Source organism: Acinetobacter sp. SW-226 (assembly GCF_055632855.1).
On the sequence record NZ_CM145752.1, the window covers coordinates 2,933,105 to 2,955,832 of the forward strand.

Sequence of the window (22,728 nt, forward strand, 5' to 3'; positions counted from 1 at the left end):
ATTTTTTATGACTATATAGATGACTTTAACACAGGGATATCCATCCACAACGCCTGTGGAAAATGCTTCGCCAAATAGCCCTTTAAATAAGATGCCGTATCTTTAGAAATGAGTTCATCCTGAGATTCATCATTTAGGTTATAGGCCAAAGCATAGAGCTCTAAACCACGGTTTTTCAATGCTTCTAAACTTAAAAGAGTATGATTAATACTGCCCAAACGCCCCGAACTTACCAAAATCACAGGCAGTTGCTTGGCTACAATATAGTCGATACTGAGTAAATCTGTGGTTAAGGGCACCATCAAGCCACCCGCACCCTCTAATAACACCGCTTCATATTTTTCAGCCAGCTGCTGTGTAGCGCGCTCAATTTTTTCAAAATCAATTTCGCGCCCATCTAGCTTCGTGGCCAAGTGTGGCGATGCTGGATAAGTGAAAATTTCAGGCATGGTCAGCTTGCTTTCATCCTCTGGAAACCAACCCATTCCCATAATTTCACGGTGCTGTTCAATGTCTTCAGAAACATCGACATTGCCCGTTTGTACTAACTTTTGAGTAATGGTTTTCTTGCCTTGTTCATTCCAAAGTTTGGCTAAATAGCCTGTGGTATAGGTTTTCCCAATGCCTGTATCTATTCCACTGATGAAGTAAACTGATCCAGTCATGGCATTCTCCGTGCTATACAATAAATAGGATGATAGCTCAGGCGATAATGAATCAGCCCTGATGCATCCTGTTGTGAAAATTGTTGATAATCTTGATAAAAACGTTCGAGCGAGTGCTTGGTCCAACGAAAGTTAGATGCCGTTGCCGTGACACCTGTGGCTTTTAAATGTTGCAATACCTGTTTCGGTGTCGCAAAGTCTAAGTATTCAATTTGTTCAGACAAATGTAGAACGTCAAAGCCTTGGTTTTGCAACCTTTCCCGTAGTTGATCGAGCTTTAAATAAGCTAAGCCTTGTCCCGTTAAAGTCTTAATTTCTTGTAAATTCCGTTCACCAAAGGTGGAAAAACAAAACAACCCTTGTGCAAGCAGACTGTCATTCGCTTTATGGAAAACAGCATCAAGATCCGTCATCCACTGTAGCGCTGAAGTCGACACAATCAACTCTAAAGCATCAGGAAAATTGAGCCGTTCAATGTCACCCAACAACCAGTCTATATTTGAATAGCCCTGAAAGTGTTGTTGTACCTCTGGATATAAATCATTCAGTAGATAGTGTGAAATTTGGAAATCTTTCAGCAATAAATGGCTTAAATTTCCTGAACCACAACCAATTTCAAACACCCGCTCAAATTGCGTTTTAGCGGCATAATGTTGAATTAAATCAAAAAGCCGTCGTGCAATTTGCTTTTGCACAATCGCATGCTCAGTGTAACTTTGCCCTGCCTGAGCAAAGCGCAATGCGACTTGGGATTTATCAATCTCTGAATTTTTCACGACTCACTCACAACAACTGAATCAACTGATCTAAATCAGTATGGCGAACTTGAGCGGTCAAGGATATACGCAGCCTAGAACTATGCTGCGGCACAGTCGGTGGTCGTACAGGCATAATATAAAAGCCTGCTTGTTGCAAAGCTTTCGCCTTCTCCACCGTTTTGCTCGAATCACCGATGATCACAGGGACAATTTGAGACGTTGAAGGACAAGCAAAACCTTTGGCCTGAACTGCTTGCTGTAGGCGCTGACTGATACTGTGTAAATGCTGACGTGGATTATTTAACTGCAAGACTTGTTGCAAGATAAAGTTACTCCATGCCATGCAGATCGGCGGTTGTGCCGTACTAAAAATCAGTGGGCGCATAGTATTGATGAGATAGTCTCGAATTACAGGATGACAAATCAGATAACCACCAATTGAAGCCATAGCCTTACCCAAAGCACCAACTAAAAAGTCGATCTCATCAATCACTTGGTATTGCTCGGCACAACCCAAACCTTGCTCACCACGCACACCAATACCATGTGCTTCATCGACATAGAGCACGACTTTTTCAAACTGTTTTTTGATGCGGACCAGTTCAGCCAAATCGGTTTCATCACCATCCATACTAAAAATGGACTCGGTCACCACAATGATTCGCTCAAAAGCATCATCGGCATGATACTTCTGCAAAAGTTGGGTTAAATGCGCCAAGTCATTATGACGATAACGTACCAACTTCGCTGTCGATAAACGAATACCATCAATCATGCTGGCATGGATTAATTTATCAGCCAGAATTAAGGTTTTACTGTCCGCTAATGCAGGTAAAATACCAATATTCATGTGATAGCCGCTGTTGAATACCAAAGCAGCTCGACCATGAAAAGCCTGACTTAAGCTAGCCTCAAACTGTTCATATTCAGGAAAATTACCCGTCAATAAACGTGAAGAAGCTGAACTCATCCAGCGCTGAGCATTCGGTGTTTCATCGAAAAACTGCTCTCGTAATTCAATATTTGCAGCCAATCCTAGATAATCATTCGATGCCAAATTCAACATCTCATGATCATGGATTCGAATCATCCGCCCCTGCTGCACATTGGATGTAAACTGACGTAAATTGCCTTGCTGTTTAAGCACATCCAGTTGTGCTGCAAAATGCTCTATATGCTTCATACAACAGACTCCTGCATCTGTACGACTACTTCAACCAGTTGCTCAAGCAAGGTTTTGAGTTCCTGTGGGGTAATCACATAAGGGGGCATCACATAAACCAGTTTTCCAAATGGTCGCACCCAAATACCCCGGCGGACAAACTCCTGTTGTAAGGTCTTCATATCCACATTAAACGTCAGCTCAACCACACCAATAGCACCCAATACACGAACCTCGTGTACATATTCAAGTGACTGCAACGGGGTCAAAGCGGTACGAAGTTGTGTTTCGATGCGTTGAATATTGCTTTGCCAATCTTGTGAGATGAGGAGTTCTGTACTTTTCGCTGCCACCGCACACGCCAAGGGATTGGCCATAAACGTTGGGCCGTGCATAAACACACCCGCTTCGCCTCGACTGATGGTCTCAGCAATATGCTTTGTGGTTAAGGTTGCAGACAAAGTCATATAGCCACCTGTCAAACCTTTACCCATACACATAATGTCAGGTTCGACCTGTGCATGCTCCCAAGCAAAGAGTTTCCCCGTTCGTCCAAAGCCCGTCGCTATTTCATCAAAAATCAGTAAAACACCATATTTTTCACAGAGCAATTTGGCCTGTCGTAAATACTCAGGATGATAAAAACGCATCCCGCCTGCACCCTGAACAATCGGCTCAATAATCAGCGCGGCGATACTTTCATGCTGTGTTGCTAAGGTATTTTCAAGTTCCCGAATGTCCTCTTGATCCCACGCTGCATCAAAGGTAACTTGCGGTGCAGGAACAAAAATACGGTTGGGTAAGCTTGAGCCAAAAATTTGATGCATCCCTGTGACAGGGTCACAGACCGACATCGCATTCCATGTATCACCGTGGTAGCCCGAACGCGGGGTGACAAAATTGGTTTTGCCTTGTTTCCCAAGCGACGTCCAATACTGAACTGCCATCTTTAACGCCACTTCAACTGCAACAGAACCTGAGTCTGCATAGAAAATTTTATCTAAACTTGGCGGGGTAATTTGCAACAGTAATTTGCCCAGTTGAATGGCGGGATCATGACTAAAACCACCAAACATAATATGCGACATGTTTTGCAGTTGATCCGTCACAGCCTGATTCAGTTCAGGATGATTATAGCCATGTATGGTACACCACCACGAAGACATGCCATCAATCAACTGACGACCATCCTCTAGTTCAATGGTTGAACCGAAGGCTTTTTTGACTTTAAAGGTGGGAAGCGGATTGGTCATCGAGGTATAAGGATGCCAAATATGTTCTCGATCAAATGCTAAGTCATCCAACTCAGCATCCAATTTGGCATTGATCTTAGTCATCCTTAACTCCATATCGACTACAGTTACAGCAAAATTTCATTTTGACTGATCTTAAACCTGCGCGCATCAAAAAGAAATTGCGATATTCGCCACTCAGCAAGTTGTTTAATCCATTTTTTGTAAATATTGGCAGATTTGGTCAGTTACTTCATCGGCATGAAAAACTGGAAGCCCATGTGAACCACTTAAAAGCATCACATCTAAAAAATTTGCACCTAAAGCTTTTAAATTATCCATGACTTTGTAGCTAACTAAAAAATCTTGTTTAGCCAACAGATGGAGTTGATGTCCCGTATATTTTTGTAAGATCTCAACCGTATTTAAATACTCTAAACAATTGAGTCCCTGTTTTAACAGATCTAAAGACTGAGGCTGAAGCAAACTTTGCAACTGCAAAAAATCTTGCTTGGTGGTTGCCGTCCCTTGGCACACCATAAATCCAAATTTCTTTAAGGTTGCAATCGCATCTTCTTCGAAGGATTGTTTAAAGTTTTGAAATGTCACTGGACTCATCGCGGTTGGCCAATTTTCATACACCACAAAGCACGGATTTGAAGCCAAAGTGATTAATACTTTTTGCTGTTGATACTGCTTTTCCACAGCCTCAACCAATAAAGTCGCCAGTTGCCCCCCCAAAGACCAACCGATCAAGACATCAAAGTCTTTGGCTTGTTCAGCATGTTGCTGCAACACCTGTGCGTCCAATCCATTAAAAATATTGATCAGCTCAACCGTATGCCCTTGGTGTTGCAAAGCATGAGCCAAAGGTTGTAGTAACTTGGTCCCACCACCCCAGCCTGTGATGAGTAAAATACGTTGATTCAATGCCGACTCTAAAACTGTAAATTTCAAACAGTATGAAACCTCAGACTCCATTGCAAAGCAAGCCTTTTGAATAAGCACTAAATCGAACTGAAGAAGTTCAGAGTTGGATCTGAGAATATCAGCCCTTTAGCGCCTTAAAATTTGCTAAGATCAAGTCAATACTTTTCAGGACAGCCTACATCATGAAAATAATGCAAATGGCAACGATTAGCTTAATTTCGCTGGGTAGTTTCTGTGCCATCAGTAATGCCACTTATGCAGCACCGGCTTTTTCAAGCGCTTCATCAGAGCAAAAGCAGTGGGTGGGTAAGCCAGCTCCGAGTTTTAAGTTACAAGATCAAAATGCCAAATGGCATGAGCTCAAACAATATCAAGGCAAGTGGGTCGTTCTCTATTTTTATCCGAAGGATGACTCACCAGGTTGCACACAAGAAGCCAATCAGTTCAAAGCACTCTACCCACAATTTAGCAAAAATAATGCCGTGGTTTTAGGCGTAAGTCTGGATGACGTACAGTCACATCAAAAATTTTCGAAAAAGTTAGGGCTGAATTTCCCTATTTTGGCTGATAACAATCATCAACTGGCCAATCAGCTCGGCATTGTACGGAACTTAGGTATCGCTAAAATTGCGAAACGTGAAACCTTTCTGATCGACCCACAAGGTACGGTGGTCTATCACTACAGTAGTGTGAATACCCAAACCCATGCGGGACAAGTATTGGCAGATATTCAAAAGTTCTCTAAAAAATAACCCCTACAAAAAAGCCTTCGAACATTGATTCGAAGGCTTTTTTGATTTCTTACCATATAAATGCAACTGCCATCTTTACATAAAATGGCTCGCATCTCTTACATCTGAGACTGAATATAGTTTTGTAGACCAATCAACTCGATTAAACGTAATTGTTTTTCTAACCAATAAGTATGGTCTTCTTCAGTATCTGACATTTGTTGACGTAACATGTCACGGGTAATGTAATCACCCTTTTCTTCACACAATTTTACGCCTTGCGCTAATTTTTCACGTACATGATATTCGAGCTTTAAATCGGCTTTTAAGCATGAAACCACATCTTCACCAATTTCAACATCATCGCGTTGCATATTCGGTGTGCCTTCCAAAAACAAAACCCGGCGAATAATCGCATCCGCATGTTGTGCTTCTTCTTGCATTTCATGATCAATACGTTCAAAGATTTTGCTTAAGCCCCAATCTTCATACATACGTGAATGAATCAGATATTGATCGCGTGCAGCCAATTCTCCACCGATCAACATATTTAAGTAGTCTACGACTTCAGGATTGCCACGCATTTCAAAATCTCCAATCTTTAATGCAACCATTATGGACACATTTAATTCACTTTGCAAAACTTAAATTATGTAAGTTCATGATTTTTATAAAATTAAAATGAGAAACATACGCATTTGCAGTATGAATTATCAAAATAATAGTTATAAAATAAGCCTTTGCAAAAATTGATCCCTTTTGCAAAGGCTTTTTCAGCTTAAATAGCCCTCTGCTTTATTTTGTAACCATTAAAAATGCTTCTTATTTCAACCACCAAACACATTGAAAAAGACTCACTTGGATGAAGCAACAGACCAAATTGAACCTACTTCTGCGGACTGTACACGCGCTTGTGCTTGACGATAAAACCGTAAAAATAGCCCCGCAAAAAGAATGGAAAATACATCAATCCACCATAAATAGGAAAAAGATGACCATAAACCAATCTCGGGCAACAGCAAAGCAAGCATTGAGGTTAAAGGCAACAGCAATAAAGTCACTGCAATAAAGAGTAACAATGTAGGCAAAGCCCTTGCAGCACCAAGTACAAAACTAAGAATGAGGCTAAAGATAAAAATTGCATAATAGATATACATAAACCATGCATTGATGCTGTGTAGTTCAGGACTGAGGACATAAGCCCAACGCCCAATCAACATACTCATAAAAATGCCAAGGACTGTTCCTAAACATGACCCTATGGTTAAGTTTGCAATGAATTGCACATCCTTGCGCTGTGCAGGTGGTGCTAAATTCGGATTTTTTTGTCGCTTTACACGCGATTCAATCCATAGAATATTGCCTGAATAAAATAAAAATGCCCCGCCCATCCCCAAGGCCAAATACAACCACCGAGTAAAATCTCCACCATAGTTGCCAAAGTGCAAACTGAACATAGATCGAATCAGTTGATCTAGAGCTGAACTCTGGGTATTTAAATTGACCGTACTATAAGGTGCGGGCTGATAAGGATTGAAAAACATCACATCGAAGTTGTCACCGCGTAACATCTGGTCAGGGCTGTATAAACTCACACGGGCGGATGCCTTCGCGGGCTGGTCGAGATTGTTAAAACTTACAGACGAAACCTCATAGCCCTGTGCTTGTTGCTGGACCTGCAAGAGTATTTTTTCAACATCCAATGGAGGGACTGGTTCTACAATCTGCACCGCAGCAGGACGCTCAAACAATGGTTTGCCTTTTGCGACCAGTTGCCCTAAACCATCATAAAAGAGATCATGAAATGCAAAAACAATCACCGTTACACTAATCAAAATATGAAATGGTAAACTGGTAATGCCAATCACATTGTGTGCATCAAGCCAAAAGCGTTTTTTGTTCTTGCCTTGCCGTATCGCAAAATAGTCTTTGACCAACGTTGGCAAGAGAACGATCAGGCCAGTCATCAGCGCTAAAAAATATAAGACAGATACCACACCCATGACATAAACACCGAGCGTATGGTGCCCAAGCATGCCCGGAATGCCTGCTGTTTCATGTAGTTGTTCAATCAACCAACCCAGTTTGGATAGGTTTTCCTGTTCAACCTGTAAACTGCCATCTGGTTTCAGTGTCGCCAACATTGCACTTTGATCGGTATCAAAGTCATGATCATCATGCGCTTGACTTTGCGCAGGTTGCCACTGGATCGGGGCATGATGAAACTCTTTAGAGTTTAAATTGATCTGAAAGCTTTTTTGCGCTTCAGGATAGCGCTGCTGTACCTGTGACACCAAATCATTGTACTGATGCAATTCAACCGTATGTAAACTTTGTTGTGGTGGTGTTGCCCACTTACTCAAATCATGCTGGAACATACTTAGCCCACCTGCAAAAAAGCAGATGAACAAGAGAATACCCGCGCAAATCCCGACCCATGTATGTAACTCTTTGGCAAGTCGGAGAATATCTGTACGTACCTTCATACCCTATTCCCCTCTAAGCCAAAACACGAGTGCGTAAGCCACGACATTGAAAAACATATAAATTACAATAGACTGCCAACCACGTGGAATAAAATAGGCCACGAAAAAGAGTGGTAACCAAATCCACGGAATCGACCACATCCCTAACTGCGGCGCAAGGCCACGATGCTCAGATTGAAGTCCCCACATCGTGATTAATGCAGCTAAAGCGAAAGCTAGACTAAGTCCAAGAACTGCACCCGCAAAGCTTTTCGTCCACCAGTCAGGTTGTATCTTTTGATCGCGTAGCAACGTCATGCGTCAAAGCCCCATGTAATAAAGGAAGAAATGGTAGTGCTGACCACAACACCAATGGAATCAGTAACCACATCAACACTGCTACCAGTTTTGGTAATACCGACAGTAAAAGAACCAATGCCAAAACAAGACCTGTAAGTCCGACCCAGCGGTACTTTTTCGCCACAGCCTGCTTGAGTACAGTTTGATTAGCATGGGTCAAATACAGCAGGACACAACCACTACAGCACAGGAGTAAACCGAGAAATTTAATCATTGCTTTCAACTTAAATGAGGCAGCATTCAGACATAAAAAAGCCCACTGCATCGCAATGGGCTAATCTCAAAAATTAGAAATCGAAAGTGACACCAAGTTTATAGGTACGACCAGCACCTAAAATGGCATAGTTACTACCAAAGACTCCTGACCAATATTTTTCATCGGTTAAGTTATTTACATTGGCTCTAAATGTTGTATTTACACCACCAATTTTTGTCGCATATTTAGCCCCCAAATCCAAAATCGTGTAATCAGGCAACTCTAAACTATTATCCGTATTTAAGTATTGTTCACTCACATAAGATGCACGAGCATTTACACTCAAACCGTCAACGACAGGAATTTTATAGTCCATACCCAAACCAGCAGTAAAATCAGGTGTACCAATTACAGTATTACCTACTTGAGATGCTGTCCCCGATTTAACATATTCAGCATCAATATAAGCTAAGTTCGCCATCAAACTTAAATCTTCTGTTAGCTGTCCCGCTGTTGAAAACTCGATACCACGAGACCGTGTCTCAGCATCATCTTTAACAGCCTTAGTTACAGTGTCCTGATAAACCTCAGGCTTTTCAATTTGGTAAAGCGCTAAAGTATTGAGCCAAGAACCCACTTGGTATTTAGTCCCTAGTTCATATTGCTTGGTTTGATAAGGGGCTAATGTCTCCCCCTTATTTGTTGCAGTTGGATAGGTAATATCTGAAACTGTTACCCCTTCAGATAGTCCTTCGACATAACTTGCATAGAAAGATAGGTCCTCACCAAATGGTTTAACGACGAGACCTAAGCTTGGGGAAAGTTTATCTGATGAATATTTCGTCTTTTTATATAAATTTTTCGTGTCAATATCTTGGTACCGAGCACCTAAAATGACTTGTAATTTATCGTCTAACATCGACATTTGATCAGTTAATGTATAGCTGACATAGCGGTTATCGGCATAAGGTACAATAGTTGGATATGACGTAGGCATTTGTTCAGATGCATCTACAATTGGGTTATAAAGGTTAGTATTAAACGCATTTGATGTTGCTGCTGAATGTTGCCAATAATTACGTGTCAGATAATCTGCGCGTAAGCCAAGTGTATGTTGGATGGCACCTGTATCAAACTTACCTTCTAGCCCAAGATTAGCTGCGACAGCATGTTCTTGATAACCCACTCGATAATACTGTGAACTTGCGGCACCTGTAGTCGCATTTTGCACAATCATCCGTGTGCCAAAAATATGTCCAGAATATTCTTTTTCTGTATATCCTGCTCCCCCAAATACTTTTAAATCAGGGCTAAATTTATATTCGCCTGATACTCCTAAGTATTGACTACTTTGCTCACCGTGAATGTTTGGGAAGAAATTACTATCCCCACTCGGAGCCGCAATAACCTGTTTGATTGTACCCATACTTACCATAACAGGTGAACCATTATCACGCTTATCTCGTACCGCATAAGCGTCAAAGTTTAGTTTTAACTTATCCGTTGTATAGTCAAGTGCCACGACCCCTGTTGAATTTGTATCATCCATCCCATCAATGATATGTTCACCTTGCCCATAAGAGCCACCGACACGTACACCAAATTCCTTGTTATTACCTAAACGTCTTGCAACATCAAAGCCTGATTTATAGTAACCATCGTCTTCATAGCTTGCACTTACACGTGTCAGATCTTGATTAGCGCGCTTTGTTTGCGCCATGACCACACCACCAACACTCCCAGCTGGTGCCATGCCCGCCACTAAAGCATTAGGACCTTTAAGAACAGTGACTGAATCAATAATATCTGTTGGAATACGTCCAGTTGGCGCCATGCCATATAGACCATTAATATTGTAGTCTTCAAAACCTACAGAGAAACCACGGATCTGAATGTTTTCATTTAAATGACCTGAATTGGTCGTTTCACGAATACTCGGATCATTTTTAAGAACTTCAGAAACCGTCGCAGCTTGATTATCAGAAATTGTTTTTGCAGTATATGTAGTGACACTAAAAGGAGTATCAATGACAGACTTATTACCCAAGGCGCCTAACTTAGCTTCTTTGGCTAACTTACCATCTGCATAGTTTTGTTGTTGTGCCTGCGCTTCTGATTTTAAGGCAGGTAAAATCGAAACCTCTTCCTCAGCAAAGGCAAGCTGAAAACAGCCACCTCCCATCATTAAAATAGCAACAGAACTTGCAAGAATTTTTTTTGAAAAGGTTTTCATTTGAAACAACGCTTAAACTAAATGATAATGATTATTATATACACAATGTAAATAATTATTAATTGAATTTTCTCGTTTGACTTATTTATTTGATCTAAAATATAAATTTAGGATTTTTTCAATAAACCCTATATATATTGAATTAAATTGAGTGAACTATCGTAAAATAACGAATAAGTCAGTCATCAGTTCGGTACTGAAGCAAAGACTTTCCCTGCATTCACGTTTACACTAAGCCTATACTTAAAACAACAACGGTTGATCTATGACAAATTTAGCAACACAAGCGCCTGTACTGGTCACAGGTGCATCGGGTTATATTGCCAGTTGGGTGATTCAAAAATTATTAGCCCAAGGTTATACCGTTCATGCCACTGTACGTGACCTGAACAAAACCCAAAGCTTCGCACATTTATCTCAAATTGCAGAAAGCAGTGCAGGAACACTGAAACTATTTAAAGCCAATTTACTCGAACCCAATTCCTTTAAAGAAGCGATGCAAGGTTGTGAAATTGTCTTTCATATGGCCTCTCCTTTCGTCGTCACCAACTATAAAGATGCAGTGAAAGACATCATTGAACCTGCTGTTTTGGGTACAGAAAATGTCTTAAACACCGTCAATGAAACTGAGTCCGTTAAACGTGTCATTGTTACGTCGAGTATTGCATCGACCTATGGTGATGCGATTGATATTTTAAAAACGGACCATAATACTTTTGATGAAAGTCACTGGAACACCAGTAGTTCTGAGACCCATCAGCCTTATCCATATTCTAAAGTGATGGCTGAGCGTAAAGCTTGGGCAATGGCTGAGGCACAAGATCGTTGGCAGTTGGTCTGCATTAACCCTGCGTTGGTCTTTGGTCGTTCATTGACACCAAATACACAGTCAGGTTCGATTGAGGTCTTACAACAGTTTACCAATGGCTTGACTTTAGCAGGTGTCCCACCCATGTGGAATGGTGTGGTCGATGTTCAAGATGTTGCTGAAGCGCACTTACAAGCAGCATTCAACCCAAAAGCAACAGGTCGTTACATCGTCAGTGGTGGAACTTTAAGTCTGCTTGAAATCGGTCAATTGCTTAAAGCTCATTTTGGTTGGAAATTTCCATTTCCACGAAATGAACTGCCCAAAGCAGCCTTTAAGGTGATTGGTCCATTCATTGGCTTTAGCCGCGAGTTTGTTGAGTTGAATATGGGTTATCCGATTTATTTTGATGCGAACAAGAGCCAAAAAGAATTGGGTTTAAAATACCGAGATGTCAAAGAGAGTCTCGTTGAGCACTTTCAACAATTGCTCGATGACGGTGTTATCAAGCAATATATTCCTTGAAATAAATTACATGAATTTGACTTAAATATTCCTCCAGCTCATTGAAAAGCAATGATCTTGGCGGAGTCTTATCAAGTTCTCACCCCATTTCATCATTAGCCTGCAGCTGGCCCTACTTTTGTTTTGGCAAAAGTAGGCAAAACCATGCTCATCTGCAAAACCTGACCACTTTTTGATGTATCAGAAATATGTCGCAGAAACATTATCTTATTTACACCACGCAGGTTGCAGATGACGTTTTCGAGTATCATATTTCTGATTTAATCTGAGTCAACAATCTAAGCCTCTAACTGACCATAATCTTTCATTAGTTGAATAAACTCAGCTTCATTAATCACAGCAATCCCAAGCTTCTCCGCTTTATCCAGCTTTGAACCAGCTTTTTCACCTGCAACGACACACTTGGTTTTACTCGACACACTACCACTGACACGTGCACCTAGTGCTTGCAAGAGCTGTGTTGCTTCATCACGCCCCATCGTACTGAGTGTCCCTGTCACGACCCAACTTTCACCGTTTAAAGGTTGGCGACTTGGTGCCACAGGCGCGTCCCAGTGAATACCTGCCGCCAATAATCGGTCCAAAACTTCAAGGTTATGCGGTGCTTGAAAAAAGTCGACAATCCACTCTGCCGTGATATCCCCCACATCTGGAGTTTTCTTTAAAGCTTCAATGTCTGCGACACGTAGCGCATCTAAAGTTTGGAAGGTATTGGCTAACATACGCGCTGTGGTTTCACCTACCCCACGAATCCCCAGCGCATAAATAAATGCAGCCAAAGTCGTTTTCTTGCTATTTTCAATCGAATCAATCAAGTTCTGAACGGACTTCTCACCCATTTTTTCAATGGTTAATAGTTTTTCTCGGTGCTCGTGTAGGTGATAAATATCAGCCACATCTTTAAGCAAATCAAGATGTAACAGTGATTCGACCCAACGATCCCCCAAACCTTCAATATCGAGAGCTTTACGGGATACGAAGTGGCGAATTGCCTCGATACGCTGTGCAGCACAATACAAACCACCAGAGCAACGTGCTAAAGCTTCACCTTCGGGCATTACCACAGGCGATTCACACACGGGGCATTGGCTCGGGAGTTCAACTTCAGTGGCATCAACAGGGCGGAACTCAGGCCACACTTTTTCCACTTTGGGAATCACATCACCACTACGGTAAACACTGACAGTATCGCCAATTCGCACATCTAGGCGGTGAATTTCCCCAATATTATGCAAGGTGACATTTGAAACGGTCACACCACCCACAGCAACAGGATTCAACCGCGCCACAGGGGTCAATGTACCTGTACGCCCGACTTGCCAGTCAATATGTTCAACCGTGGTAAGCGCAGCCACCGCAGGGAATTTATACGCCGTTGCCCAACGCGGTTCACGACTTAAAAAGCCTAGCTGTTGCTGTTGTTTAAGGCTGTTGACCTTAATCACCATGCCATCAATTTCCACACTCAATTGTGGTCGTTCCGCATTGATTTGCTCATAAACAGCTTGAACTTCTTGAATGCTATCGCAGACAAAATGACGCTCACCGACTGCAAAACCAAACTGTTGCAACCACTCTAGACTTTCCGACATGGTGCTTTGACCATGATTGGGTTCACACTGCGCAATACCATAAGCATAAAATGCAAGTGGACGTGCAGCCGCAATGTTCGGGTCTAACTGACGTAGACTTCCCGCTGCGGCATTCCGTGGATTGGCAAAAGTCTTTTCACCTTTGGCTTCATTTTCTGCATTGAGCTTTTCAAAACCTGCTTTAGGCATCAAAACTTCGCCACGAACTTCCAGTAATGTAGGTACTTCGCCCTGATCTGTGCTCAACACCTTCGGCAAGTTACGAATGGTTTTGACGTTTTGGGTAATGTCTTCCCCTGTTTCACCATCACCACGCGTTACCCCACGCACCAGCACACCCTGTTCATACCACAGTGAAATGGCAAGACCATCAAACTTCAGTTCGACATCATATTGAATGGTTTGATTCGGCAAACGTTCTTCTGCACGGCGCGCAAAGGCAAAGAGTTCTTCTTGATTAAACACATTACCCAAGGACAGCATCGGTACCACATGAGTCACGCTCGTAAACTTCGCCAAAGGTTTAGCACCCACTTTATTGATCGGGCTATCTGGCTGAATACACTCAGGGTGTTGTTCTTCTAAAGCTTTCAATTGATGAAAAAGCTGATCATATTCACTGTCTAAAATGGTCGGCTGATCCATCACATAATAAGCATGATTATGCTGTGCCAAAATTTGGATCAGTTGACGCATTTGCGCAACGACAGTCGAAGTTTGAGTCATAATTTCACCATAAAAAAGGGCGGTCTTTGTTCCGCCCTAAAAATTGTATTTCTGCTGTCTATTATAGAAATCGTTATCGTTGCTTTCAATCAGATTAAGCGTCGATTGCTTGTCCAGCACGGTAATCAATCGCCAAGTGGCGCCAATGCTCACGCAGTTGGGGCGTGAACTCTTGATTATTTTGGTCATAAACCGTTCCATCTATTTCACGGGCAATCAAACGTGAAATACTGTCCATGGTGTCAAAGGCATTTTGGACATCGCGGTGTGGTAAGGCCAAGAAAAAGGCCAAGCCTTTAATTGGATCGGTCGACAAATTTTCCAAGTCAAAACCATCCATACCTGTATCGGTAATTTGCAAAACAGAGAACAGCAACTTGGTTCCATCTTCGTTATAGCGATGGAAACATGACATTTCGCCAAAACGTAAACCATACTTCATTAAAACTTTTAAGGTTTTCTCACCAGACAATGCACGACGTTCAGGATAAACATTCAGGGCAATAAACGATTCTGCTGTGGCTAAGGCACTTTCATCATCAACAATTTTTTGCTCATACAAATGTGCATCTAAAATACTACTTTCATCGTCAAACTCTGAAATTTCGGCTTTTTCAACGTTGGCATTTAAACTAAATTCAGCTTTATCAGCCTTCGCTTGGTCATCGACAAGCGCTGAGGTTGTACTTTCAGTCGTTGATTCTGTTGCAGTATTTTCAGGAGTGGCTGAGTCTACTGCTTTATTTTCTATGTCAGCTGATGCCACTAAACTTGGTTCAGCATCAGTATTCTCGACTACACTATCTGCATCTAAAGCCTTTGGTTCAGCTTTTCCCGCTATTGTTGCATCGACTGGAGCATCACTTAAAATCGGCTCTTTACGCTCTGCAGGTTCCGCGACCACCGTTTGCAGTTGGTCACGGACATGACGTGGAATAATCGGTTTTTGACTATCTTCATCAATATGCAAAGTCGAATCTAGCGATGGTGCGGCATCTGTCGGCTTTCGGAAAATCATTCTGATGCCAAGCAGCATAATAATCACTGCTATGACGATACCAATAATTGTTGTGTATTCCATCTTATTAGGCCTCCGCGACTAAACCGTATTCTTTTGCCTGTTCTAAATTTACAGTCACTAATTTTGATGTTCCCGGTTCAGGCATCGTAACACCTAACAAGTCGGTCGCCATCGTCATTGCGAGTTTATTATGGGTAATGTAAATGAATTGCACCTGTTCAGAAAGCTCTTTTACAAGATTACAAAATCTTCCCACGTTTGCATCATCCAGAGGTGCATCAACTTCATCCAAAACACAAAATGGTGATGGATTAAGACGGAAAATCGCAAACACCAAGGCCAATGCTGTCAGGGCTTTTTCTCCGCCTGAAAGTAGTGCCAATGAGCTGTTGCGTTTGCCCGGTGGACGGGCCATCAGTTTTACCCCAGACTGCCAGTCATCTTCTAAAGTTAGACTCGCCTCCCCACCATTAAACACTTTCGGGAACAAATCTTGTAGTTCAGCATTGACCCGATCAAAAGTAGTCATAAACAGTTTGCGGGTTTCTTGGTCAATACTTTTCATTGCAGCACGCAACTGTTCAACGGTATTTTCCAAATCTTGAATTTGATGACTCAATTCTTCAAAACGTTTAGACACTTCTTCATATTCTTCTGAAGCTGCCAAATTCACTGCACCCAATTTCTCAAACTGCTGCTGTGCTTTTTCTAGAACTTGTTGATGGCTACTGATCTCAATGTTCAAACCCTCAATAGCTTCAACATTCATCTCTTTCAGCTGTTCAGAATAATGTTGTAAGTCTGACTTTGCAGCTTGCCACGCCAAACGTTTTTCTTCTAACTGAGTTCTCAGCTTTTCATCTTGTTGCTGATGCTGATGACGTTGTTCGGTCAAACTCTGCTGACGCTCTTGCACCGCATTCAGCTCAACTTGCCATTCAGACCATGTTTTTTGTAACTTTTCAGTGATCTGTGCTTGTTCACTAAACTGGCTTTCTAAGGCAGGTAGCTCCAGTTGTACAGGGTCAATAAACTTTTTGGCCTGTTCCATCTGCGACAAAATTTGCTGATACTGTGCTTTTAAAAAAGTACGGTCTTTTTCTAACAGTTCAATCTGCTGTGTGGTTTGCACTGCCTGACGACGTACCATTTCAAGTGCTTGCCAAACCTGCTGTGCCTGCTGCTGGCTGTCATCCAGTTGCTCAGTCAAAGACTCCACTTGGAACTGCATGGTTTTGTAGTTAGGCAAGTTTTGCTCAAGCTTAATATTCAATGCATGCAGATCAATCTCCAAATCATCTTTTTGCATGGCATCTTCTTCGAGTTGACTGTCTAACTGTGCCAGTTGATTGGCCAATTGTTGTTTTTGCACTTCAAAGGCTTGGTTGGTACTTTGTACTTTGGCGATATTCAAGTCAATCTGCTGGGTTGCCTGAACTTCTTTTTTCAATAGCTGTTGATCCGCTTTTAACTGCTCATCTACTGCTTGAACTTGAGTACGAAGTTCTGTGGTTTTCGTTTCAAGCTGAGTCAGAAGTCCTGTTTTTTCAGCAAGACTCTGTTCAATTTCATCTAAACGAATTCGATGACTGAGTGCCCCCTGTCCAGCTTGGCTCGCTTCGTCATAATCCAGACCAATCACCCAGTCCACACCAACATGATAACCGTCTAAACTTAGAAGAGACTGACCATCTTTCAATTGCTTTTGCAAAGCGAGGGCTTGTTTTAAGTTGGTGGTCACCCCCACCTGCTGCCACAAAGAGGACTGCGGTGATTCAATCCAACTGGCTAGGCTATCACAACCTGCAATTTCGATCAGTTCAACATGTGGCTGAGGCGTTAACTGACGTGCAACCGCATCGGTGAATGCATCGCTGTTGTCCAAACAATGCGCTGAAAGCCATTTGGCTAAGAATTTTTCGACCAGCGCGGCATGGGTTTTAGCCGCATCTTTAAGCTTCAGCACATGCATCAACTGTGGATGATCACTATTTTTTAAGGCACTGACTTTAACCAACAGCTGCTTTAAATGCTTCTGCTCTGCACTTAAGACCTGTATATCTGCTTTGTGCTGATTCAACTCAGTTTGAGCAGCTTGGTGCTGAATACGCAAATCATCCAGCTGTAACTGCACCTCAATGATACTTTGCTCACGTTGTAACTGTTGTGCTTCGGCATCTTGCTTGGCATGCAACAATTGGTCTATCGCATCCAACTGGCTTTGGTTTTGAATTTGCGCCGCTTGCTGCTCTAAAATTTGCTTTTGTTGTTCAAAGCGTAAAATGTTTTTGGCCAACTGTTCACTTTGCGTCAACATTTGCGTTTTTTGTTGCTGTTGCTTTTCAACCAAACTTTTGACTTGTTCAAACTGTTGAAGCAATTGTTGCTGCTGTGCTTTTAAATCCGTTAAGCCTTGGCTTTGCTGTTGGTTTTGACTTTCTTGCTGTTGTAACTGTTCGGTATGAAGCTCATTTTGTTCGTGCAAACTTTCCAGTTGTAACTCGATCAACTGCATACGTTCTTTGGTTTGTGCCTTCTGCTGTTCAAGCTGTGCCAAAGTCGTCGTATTTTGCTGGAACAAGCTCTGCTTTTGTTCCAAAGTCATTTTCAACTCAGCCAGCTTTTTCTCGGCCTGTTGCCACTCACTCTGTAGGGGCGTGGACTGCTGAATCAGGCGTTGAAATAGCTCACTGGTTGAAGTCAAATCATGCTCTAAAGTGGTTAACTCTGAACGGACTAACTTGAACTGATCGCCCAAATCATTCATGTGCAGCGTATATTCTTGCTGTAAACGGCTGCTTTGTTCACATTGAAAAGATAAAACTTCGACTTTAATGGTGCGAATTTGGCTTTCCAGTGTTTTATATTGAATCGCGGTTTCAGCCTGACGTTTTAAAGTTTTTAACTGTGATCTTAACTCAGAGGCAATATCTTCTAAACGCGATAAGTTTTGCGTGGTGTGATCCAAATGCAATAAAGTTTCACGGCGACGTGCTTGATAACGCGAAACCCCTGCAGCTTCCTCAATAAAAACCCGCATTTCTTCAGGTTTCGCATCGACCAAACGGTTGATCATGCCCTGTTCAATAATCGAATAAGAACGTGGCCCTAAACCTGTGCCCAAGAATATATCGGTAATATCCCGACGACGGCATTTGGTGCCATTTAAAAAGTATTCAGACTTGCCATCTCGGTTAACCTGACGTTTAACTGCCAGTTCGGTATAGGCATTATAACTACCACCTAACTTGCCATAGGTATTGTCAAAACGCAGTTCGACACTTGCGACACTAACGGGCTTGCGCTTTGCCGTGCCCGTAAAAATGACATCCTGCATGCTACCGCCACGCAGTTGGCGAGCACTAGATTCGCCCATGACCCAACGGATCGCGTCGATTACATTGGATTTACCACAACCATTCGGCCCAACCACTGCGGTACGGCTATCTTTAAAGTGTAAGGTAGTACTGTCGGCAAAAGATTTGAAGCCGGAAAGTTTTAAACTGCTTAAACGCATAATGTCCTGACTAACGTCGTGAGCGTCTCGCCCACGCAAGTTCAATTTGTTTCATTCGGGTCAGAGATTCCAACACCAAGTTACGTAAGTGTCGACAAAAATCTTCCATAAATAAAGTAGCTTGTTGTGATTTTCTGATTAAAACCGCATCAGTCACTAGTTTAAATAAATCATAAGATTCTTGTAACTCTCTACGTGAAGTATTTAAGGTTAAAAAATAGCTTCGACGTATCGAGGGTAATAGCTCTTGATAGAACTTCATTAGATAAGGATTGCCCACCATTTCATGCTGGCGCGCCAAACCTTCAAAAATTAAATCATAAAATTTTTCGATACTGCCTTGTTTCAACTGGTTGCTCAATTCATCCAATAACAATTGCAAACGTTCCGCTTCATAGCTACGCCATGTCTCCGCAATACGTTGCACAATTTGCCCCAAAAGCAGGCTGCTGGTATCAAACAAGGCGCGCACTTGTTGGGCTGACATTTCTGAGACAATCGCGCCACGGCGCGGATAAATTTCAATCAGATGGGTACGTTCAAGCAATAACAAAGCTTCACGCACAGAACCGCGACTCACATCCAGTTCTGCGGCAATACGTAATTCTTGTATGCGCTCACCTTCAACCAACTCACCGCGAATAATTTGTTCACTGATGTGCTTGGCAATTTGTTCGGACAAACTCTCTGTATCATGTGCTTGCATACTGTTCCTAACTTGTTTTTATAAGATGCAATCCATGGTCTTTAGTGACCTATTTTTAAGTTTTACCTGAGATTAAACGGTAAACACCATGTCATTGTCAGACAATTTTACCGTCTATAATGCCAATGAAAATCAAGCTAGACAAGATTTTCGCGCTTATTTAAGAACTAAAACCTTGATAAATAAAATATAGCCCAACAACAATTAATAACCCCGCAAAACACTTTTTCAACATCGCTGGCGACAAATGGTGCGCTACTTTTGCACCAAACTTGGCAGTAATGAAGCTCATCATCGCAATCCCGAAAAAGGCGTAGACATGAATATAACCAATGGTATTCGGTACATTGACCTCAGCTCGATGACCAAACCACATAAAACCCAAAGCACCAGCTACTGCAATAGGTAAGCCACAAGCTGCAGATGTCGCCACTGCTTTTTGCATAACGACCCCGTGCCGGTTTAAGTACGGCACTGTCAAACTTCCACCACCAATACCAAAAATCGCGGAAGCCACACCAATACCTGCTCCAGCAAATAACTGTCGTCCTGTTGAAGGTAACTGACGCGATGGATCGACCTCGACATGTGCGCCACTAAACATTTTGTACGCCACCCAAACAGCAAAGAAACCAATGAGCAGTTGTAAGCCATGTCCCGACATATAGTCAGCAATGCCTGCACCTAAAAATGCCCCCACAACCAACCCAGGAGCTAAATTACGAAATACCGACCACAACACTGCTCCCCGTTTATGGTGCGCACTCACGGAGCTCATTGAAGTGACAATAATTGTGGCCAACGAAGTTCCCACTGCCATATGCATAATGACACTCGGGTCATAGTTTAGATGAGTAAACACCACATATAAAATCGGGATGATAATGAGTCCACCACCGACCCCAAATAGCCCCGCAGCAAAACCAGCGATTGCGCCAATCAGTAAATATATGATTAACTCCATGATCATTTTTCACTTTTCTCAGATTCATATGGATTTAGAGACACGCCAATTACAACAACTTCTCGCTGAAGCACAGCAACTCCCTGAAGTTTTATTGCTAAAACCAGTTACCACATCCACCAATGATGATGTGCGAGAGATTGCACAAAAAGGGATTCAGAGTGTTTTAGTGTGTAGCACACGGCAAACACACGGCCGTGGACAACGCCAACGACAATGGGTGTCCCCAGAAGGAAACATCTATTTAAGCACATTGTTACAAAGCAAAGCACCTATAGATGGGCGCTTGGCTTTAGAAGTTGCGCTCAATATTTTACAAATGCCGAGCTTACAAGGTTTAGCTTTGCAAGTGAAATGGCCAAATGACCTATATAGTGCACAAGGCAAATGGGGCGGAATTTTAGTTGAACCGCTATCGAGCCACCAAGCGATCATTGGGGTGGGCATCAATATCAATCAAGTCGAAGATACCCAGCTCGATCAAGCCACCAGTTCACTTGAACAGCTTGGTTTAGCCCAACCAGATCGAATTCACTTAATGGCAGAACTGTATCTGGCCATTCAACAAGCAGGCTTATGGTTCACCCATAACAGTGCAAATCTGGCTTCTCGTTTCAATCATTACGCAGCATTTATGCAGCAACAGGTCGAATTTGAACATATGAAAGGTCTGTCTCAAGGCCTATTCTTAGGCATTCAAGATGATGGTGCGGTACAAATTCAGACCGCGAATGGTGTTAAATGCTTTTACCAAGGCCGCTTGCGCCCAACATCCGTCATTTAAATAGACCGAGGATTATCATGAAAAATCTATGGTTAGATATTGGCAATACGCGGCTGAAATATTGGATTACGCAGGAAGATCGCATCATAGAACAAGGTGCTGAGTTACATTTACAATCCCCTGCTGACTTACTTTTAGGACTGATTCAACATTTTAAAAACTTGAACATTCAACAGATTGGTGTTTCTTCGGTTCAGGACAAAAAAAATAACGACCGAATCAACAAGCTTCTAAAAAGCTTAAATGTGCCCATCACCTTTGCCCAAGTACAGGCGAGCTATGCGGGTCTACAGTGTGGCTATGAAAAACCTGAACAGCTCGGAATTGACCGTTGGCTACAAGTACTCGCTGTAGCACGCGATGCTAGGCAGAACTATTGTGTCATTAGCTGTGGTACAGCGCTGACCATTGACTTGGCGGATGGGTTACAACACTTAGGTGGATATATTTTACCAAATCTTTACCTACAACGTGATTCACTCATTCAAAACACCAAAGGTATTAAAATTCCAGATGCCGCTTTTGATGAACTGGGGCCCGGTCGTAATACCATCGACGCCGTGCATCATGGAATTTTACTTGGTCTCGTCAGTACCATTGAAAAGGTTTTACAGCAGTCCCCACGTCAACTGATTTTAACTGGTGGCGATGCTCCTATATTTGCACGTTATTTGGAGCATTATGCACCTTGCATTGAAAATGATTTATTACTCAAAGGCTTGCAATATTATATTCAGCATCAACCCTGAGCCACCAGCTGCTGTTGTAACAGGGGTCTTAAGGTATTCAGCAATAGCTCAAATTCAGCATAGCCATTTTCCCGCATAAAATGCCCTGCACGTTTCACTTCCAATACCTCTGCACTCAAAAAGTGCCCAAAGCTAAGCGCCAAAGGCGGCGGAACATAGGGGTCATTATTGGAAAACATCACCACACGTGAAGCGATGTGAGAGTGGAGTAAACCGCTGTCCAACTTCGCTTGCGCAATAAAACCACTTAACTCAGGTAAGCTTTTTAAAGCCGCTTTAAAGCCCGCAATACAAAAAATCGCTTTGATTCGACGGTCACACAGTTTACCACTGAGATAATGTAAAGTCGCTAGACACCCCAAACTATGCGCAATGATGATGGTATTTTCATCCAAAGTGGACATTTGCAGGGTTAAAGCCTGCTGCCACTCTTCAAAATGTGGTGTATCGCTATGCGGAAGCACTAAGCGTTTTACTTCAGCACGTAGATCCATCTGACTGAGTTTTTGGCTGAGCCACGGAAACCAATGATCATTGGGCGATGCTTGATAGCCATGCACAATATAGATGTATTGTTTTGATCCATTCATTTTCTGCTTCTTAT

20 protein-coding genes are annotated in these 22,728 nt (G+C 42.3%); 4 read left to right on the forward strand and 16 right to left on the reverse strand.

Going from position 1 to position 22,728, the window contains the following annotated elements:
- Positions 1–11: 11 nt before the first annotated feature.
- The 5 genes from bioD to ACZ8ZH_RS13960 form a co-directional block, all read right to left on the reverse strand.
- On the reverse strand, positions 12–665 hold the full coding sequence (bioD, locus tag ACZ8ZH_RS13940; protein WP_119063737.1) for a dethiobiotin synthase: 654 nt from the start codon (positions 663–665) through the stop codon (positions 12–14).
- A complete protein-coding gene (gene bioC / locus ACZ8ZH_RS13945; protein ID WP_119063736.1) occupies positions 662–1,441 on the reverse strand; it encodes a malonyl-ACP O-methyltransferase BioC in 780 nt (259 codons plus the stop codon). The genes bioD and bioC overlap by 4 nt, the downstream gene beginning before the upstream one ends.
- Before the next feature lie 7 nt (positions 1,442–1,448).
- Positions 1,449–2,606, reverse strand: coding sequence for an 8-amino-7-oxononanoate synthase (locus tag ACZ8ZH_RS13950; protein WP_119063735.1), 1,158 nt, complete (start codon positions 2,604–2,606; stop codon positions 1,449–1,451).
- Positions 2,603–3,922: an adenosylmethionine--8-amino-7-oxononanoate transaminase gene (bioA, locus tag ACZ8ZH_RS13955; protein ID WP_119063734.1), complete on the reverse strand. Its 1,320-nt coding sequence runs from the start codon at positions 3,920–3,922 to the stop codon at positions 2,603–2,605. Before bioA ends, ACZ8ZH_RS13950 begins: the two co-directional genes overlap by 4 nt.
- 105 nt (positions 3,923–4,027) lie before the next feature.
- Positions 4,028–4,774 (reverse strand): alpha/beta hydrolase family protein, encoded by a 747-nt coding sequence (locus ACZ8ZH_RS13960; protein WP_119063798.1) that lies wholly within the window; start codon positions 4,772–4,774, stop codon positions 4,028–4,030.
- Positions 4,775–4,929: 155 nt separating this feature from the next.
- Between ACZ8ZH_RS13960 and ACZ8ZH_RS13965 the strand changes: the two genes are divergently transcribed.
- Positions 4,930–5,499, forward strand: coding sequence for a peroxiredoxin (locus tag ACZ8ZH_RS13965; RefSeq protein WP_086208739.1), 570 nt, complete (start codon positions 4,930–4,932; stop codon positions 5,497–5,499).
- Positions 5,500–5,597: 98 nt separating this feature from the next.
- On the opposite strand, the gene ftn is transcribed toward ACZ8ZH_RS13965, so the two are convergent.
- From ftn to ACZ8ZH_RS13990, 5 genes are all read right to left on the reverse strand, one after another.
- Complete coding sequence (gene ftn, locus ACZ8ZH_RS13970; protein WP_004695301.1) at positions 5,598–6,062, reverse strand: heteropolymeric bacterioferritin subunit Ftn; 465 nt, start codon at positions 6,060–6,062, stop codon at positions 5,598–5,600.
- Between the two features lie 270 nt (positions 6,063–6,332).
- On the reverse strand, positions 6,333–7,964 hold the full coding sequence (locus ACZ8ZH_RS13975) for a PepSY-associated TM helix domain-containing protein (protein WP_119063733.1): 1,632 nt from the start codon (positions 7,962–7,964) through the stop codon (positions 6,333–6,335).
- 3 nt (positions 7,965–7,967) lie between these two features.
- Positions 7,968–8,261, reverse strand: coding sequence for a hypothetical protein (locus ACZ8ZH_RS13980; RefSeq protein WP_086208741.1), 294 nt, complete (start codon positions 8,259–8,261; stop codon positions 7,968–7,970).
- Positions 8,227–8,517 (reverse strand): hypothetical protein, encoded by a 291-nt coding sequence (locus tag ACZ8ZH_RS13985; protein WP_162622312.1) that lies wholly within the window; start codon positions 8,515–8,517, stop codon positions 8,227–8,229. The genes ACZ8ZH_RS13980 and ACZ8ZH_RS13985 overlap by 35 nt, the downstream gene beginning before the upstream one ends.
- A 73-nt stretch (positions 8,518–8,590) precedes the next feature.
- Entirely contained in the window at positions 8,591–10,732 is a 2,142-nt protein-coding gene (locus ACZ8ZH_RS13990) for a TonB-dependent receptor (protein WP_228199430.1), read from the reverse strand.
- Positions 10,733–10,997: 265 nt separating this feature from the next.
- On the opposite strand from ACZ8ZH_RS13990, the gene ACZ8ZH_RS13995 reads away from it, so the two are divergent.
- On the forward strand, positions 10,998–12,065 hold the full coding sequence (locus ACZ8ZH_RS13995) for an SDR family oxidoreductase (protein WP_086208743.1): 1,068 nt from the start codon (positions 10,998–11,000) through the stop codon (positions 12,063–12,065).
- A gap of 278 nt (positions 12,066–12,343) precedes the next feature.
- Here the strand turns inward: ACZ8ZH_RS13995 and ligA are convergent, their stop codons facing one another.
- From ligA to ACZ8ZH_RS14020, 5 genes are all read right to left on the reverse strand, one after another.
- Positions 12,344–14,383 carry an NAD-dependent DNA ligase LigA gene (ligA, locus tag ACZ8ZH_RS14000; protein WP_086208744.1) on the reverse strand — a complete coding sequence of 680 codons (2,040 nt, stop codon included), beginning with the start codon at positions 14,381–14,383 and terminating at the stop codon, positions 12,344–12,346.
- Positions 14,384–14,477: 94 nt separating this feature from the next.
- The gene (locus ACZ8ZH_RS14005; RefSeq protein WP_119063732.1) at positions 14,478–15,464 is read right to left on the reverse strand and encodes a cell division protein ZipA C-terminal FtsZ-binding domain-containing protein; all 987 of its coding nucleotides are present in this window, start codon (positions 15,462–15,464) and stop codon (positions 14,478–14,480) included.
- 4 nt (positions 15,465–15,468) lie between these two features.
- Entirely contained in the window at positions 15,469–18,921 is a 3,453-nt protein-coding gene (gene smc / locus ACZ8ZH_RS14010) for a chromosome segregation protein SMC (protein ID WP_119063731.1), read from the reverse strand.
- A gap of 10 nt (positions 18,922–18,931) precedes the next feature.
- Entirely contained in the window at positions 18,932–19,627 is a 696-nt protein-coding gene (locus ACZ8ZH_RS14015) for a GntR family transcriptional regulator (protein WP_086208747.1), read from the reverse strand.
- Positions 19,628–19,787: 160 nt separating this feature from the next.
- Entirely contained in the window at positions 19,788–20,591 is an 804-nt protein-coding gene (locus tag ACZ8ZH_RS14020; protein ID WP_119063730.1) for a sulfite exporter TauE/SafE family protein, read from the reverse strand.
- A 28-nt stretch (positions 20,592–20,619) separates the two neighbouring features.
- Here ACZ8ZH_RS14020 and ACZ8ZH_RS14025 point away from each other — a divergent pair, with 28 nt between their 5' ends.
- Both ACZ8ZH_RS14025 and ACZ8ZH_RS14030 read left to right on the forward strand, forming a co-directional pair.
- The gene (locus ACZ8ZH_RS14025) at positions 20,620–21,375 is read left to right on the forward strand and encodes a biotin--[acetyl-CoA-carboxylase] ligase (protein ID WP_119063796.1); all 756 of its coding nucleotides are present in this window, start codon (positions 20,620–20,622) and stop codon (positions 21,373–21,375) included.
- 17 nt (positions 21,376–21,392) lie between these two features.
- Positions 21,393–22,124 carry a type III pantothenate kinase gene (locus ACZ8ZH_RS14030; protein ID WP_119063729.1) on the forward strand — a complete coding sequence of 244 codons (732 nt, stop codon included), beginning with the start codon at positions 21,393–21,395 and terminating at the stop codon, positions 22,122–22,124.
- On the opposite strand, the gene ACZ8ZH_RS14035 is transcribed toward ACZ8ZH_RS14030, so the two are convergent.
- A complete protein-coding gene (locus ACZ8ZH_RS14035; protein ID WP_119063728.1) occupies positions 22,115–22,714 on the reverse strand; it encodes an RBBP9/YdeN family alpha/beta hydrolase in 600 nt (199 codons plus the stop codon). The two genes, ACZ8ZH_RS14030 and ACZ8ZH_RS14035, sit on opposite strands and share 10 nt — an antisense overlap.
- Between the last annotated feature and the right edge of the window lie 14 nt (positions 22,715–22,728).

Coding starts and splice junctions, on each gene's coding strand:
- bioD (WP_119063737.1), bottom strand. CDS start 665: ATGACTGGATCAGTTTACTTCATCAGTGGAATAGATACAGGCATTGGG.
- ACZ8ZH_RS13950 (WP_119063735.1), bottom strand. CDS start 2,606: ATGAAGCATATAGAGCATTTTGCAGCACAACTGGATGTGCTTAAACAG.
- bioA (WP_119063734.1), bottom strand. CDS start 3,922: ATGACTAAGATCAATGCCAAATTGGATGCTGAGTTGGATGACTTAGCA.
- ACZ8ZH_RS13965 (WP_086208739.1), top strand. CDS start 4,930: ATGAAAATAATGCAAATGGCAACGATTAGCTTAATTTCGCTGGGTAGT.
- ftn (WP_004695301.1), bottom strand. CDS start 6,062: ATGCGTGGCAATCCTGAAGTCGTAGACTACTTAAATATGTTGATCGGT.
- ACZ8ZH_RS13975 (WP_119063733.1), bottom strand. CDS start 7,964: ATGAAGGTACGTACAGATATTCTCCGACTTGCCAAAGAGTTACATACA.
- ACZ8ZH_RS13980 (WP_086208741.1), bottom strand. CDS start 8,261: ATGACGTTGCTACGCGATCAAAAGATACAACCTGACTGGTGGACGAAA.
- ACZ8ZH_RS13985 (WP_162622312.1), bottom strand. CDS start 8,517: ATGATTAAATTTCTCGGTTTACTCCTGTGCTGTAGTGGTTGTGTCCTG.
- ACZ8ZH_RS13990 (WP_228199430.1), bottom strand. CDS start 10,732: ATGAAAACCTTTTCAAAAAAAATTCTTGCAAGTTCTGTTGCTATTTTA.
- ACZ8ZH_RS13995 (WP_086208743.1), top strand. CDS start 10,998: ATGACAAATTTAGCAACACAAGCGCCTGTACTGGTCACAGGTGCATCG.
- ligA (WP_086208744.1), bottom strand. CDS start 14,383: ATGACTCAAACTTCGACTGTCGTTGCGCAAATGCGTCAACTGATCCAA.
- ACZ8ZH_RS14005 (WP_119063732.1), bottom strand. CDS start 15,464: ATGGAATACACAACAATTATTGGTATCGTCATAGCAGTGATTATTATG.
- smc (WP_119063731.1), bottom strand. CDS start 18,921: ATGCGTTTAAGCAGTTTAAAACTTTCCGGCTTCAAATCTTTTGCCGAC.
- ACZ8ZH_RS14015 (WP_086208747.1), bottom strand. CDS start 19,627: ATGCAAGCACATGATACAGAGAGTTTGTCCGAACAAATTGCCAAGCAC.
- ACZ8ZH_RS14020 (WP_119063730.1), bottom strand. CDS start 20,591: ATGGAGTTAATCATATATTTACTGATTGGCGCAATCGCTGGTTTTGCT.
- ACZ8ZH_RS14025 (WP_119063796.1), top strand. CDS start 20,620: ATGGATTTAGAGACACGCCAATTACAACAACTTCTCGCTGAAGCACAG.
- ACZ8ZH_RS14030 (WP_119063729.1), top strand. CDS start 21,393: ATGAAAAATCTATGGTTAGATATTGGCAATACGCGGCTGAAATATTGG.
- ACZ8ZH_RS14035 (WP_119063728.1), bottom strand. CDS start 22,714: ATGAATGGATCAAAACAATACATCTATATTGTGCATGGCTATCAAGCA.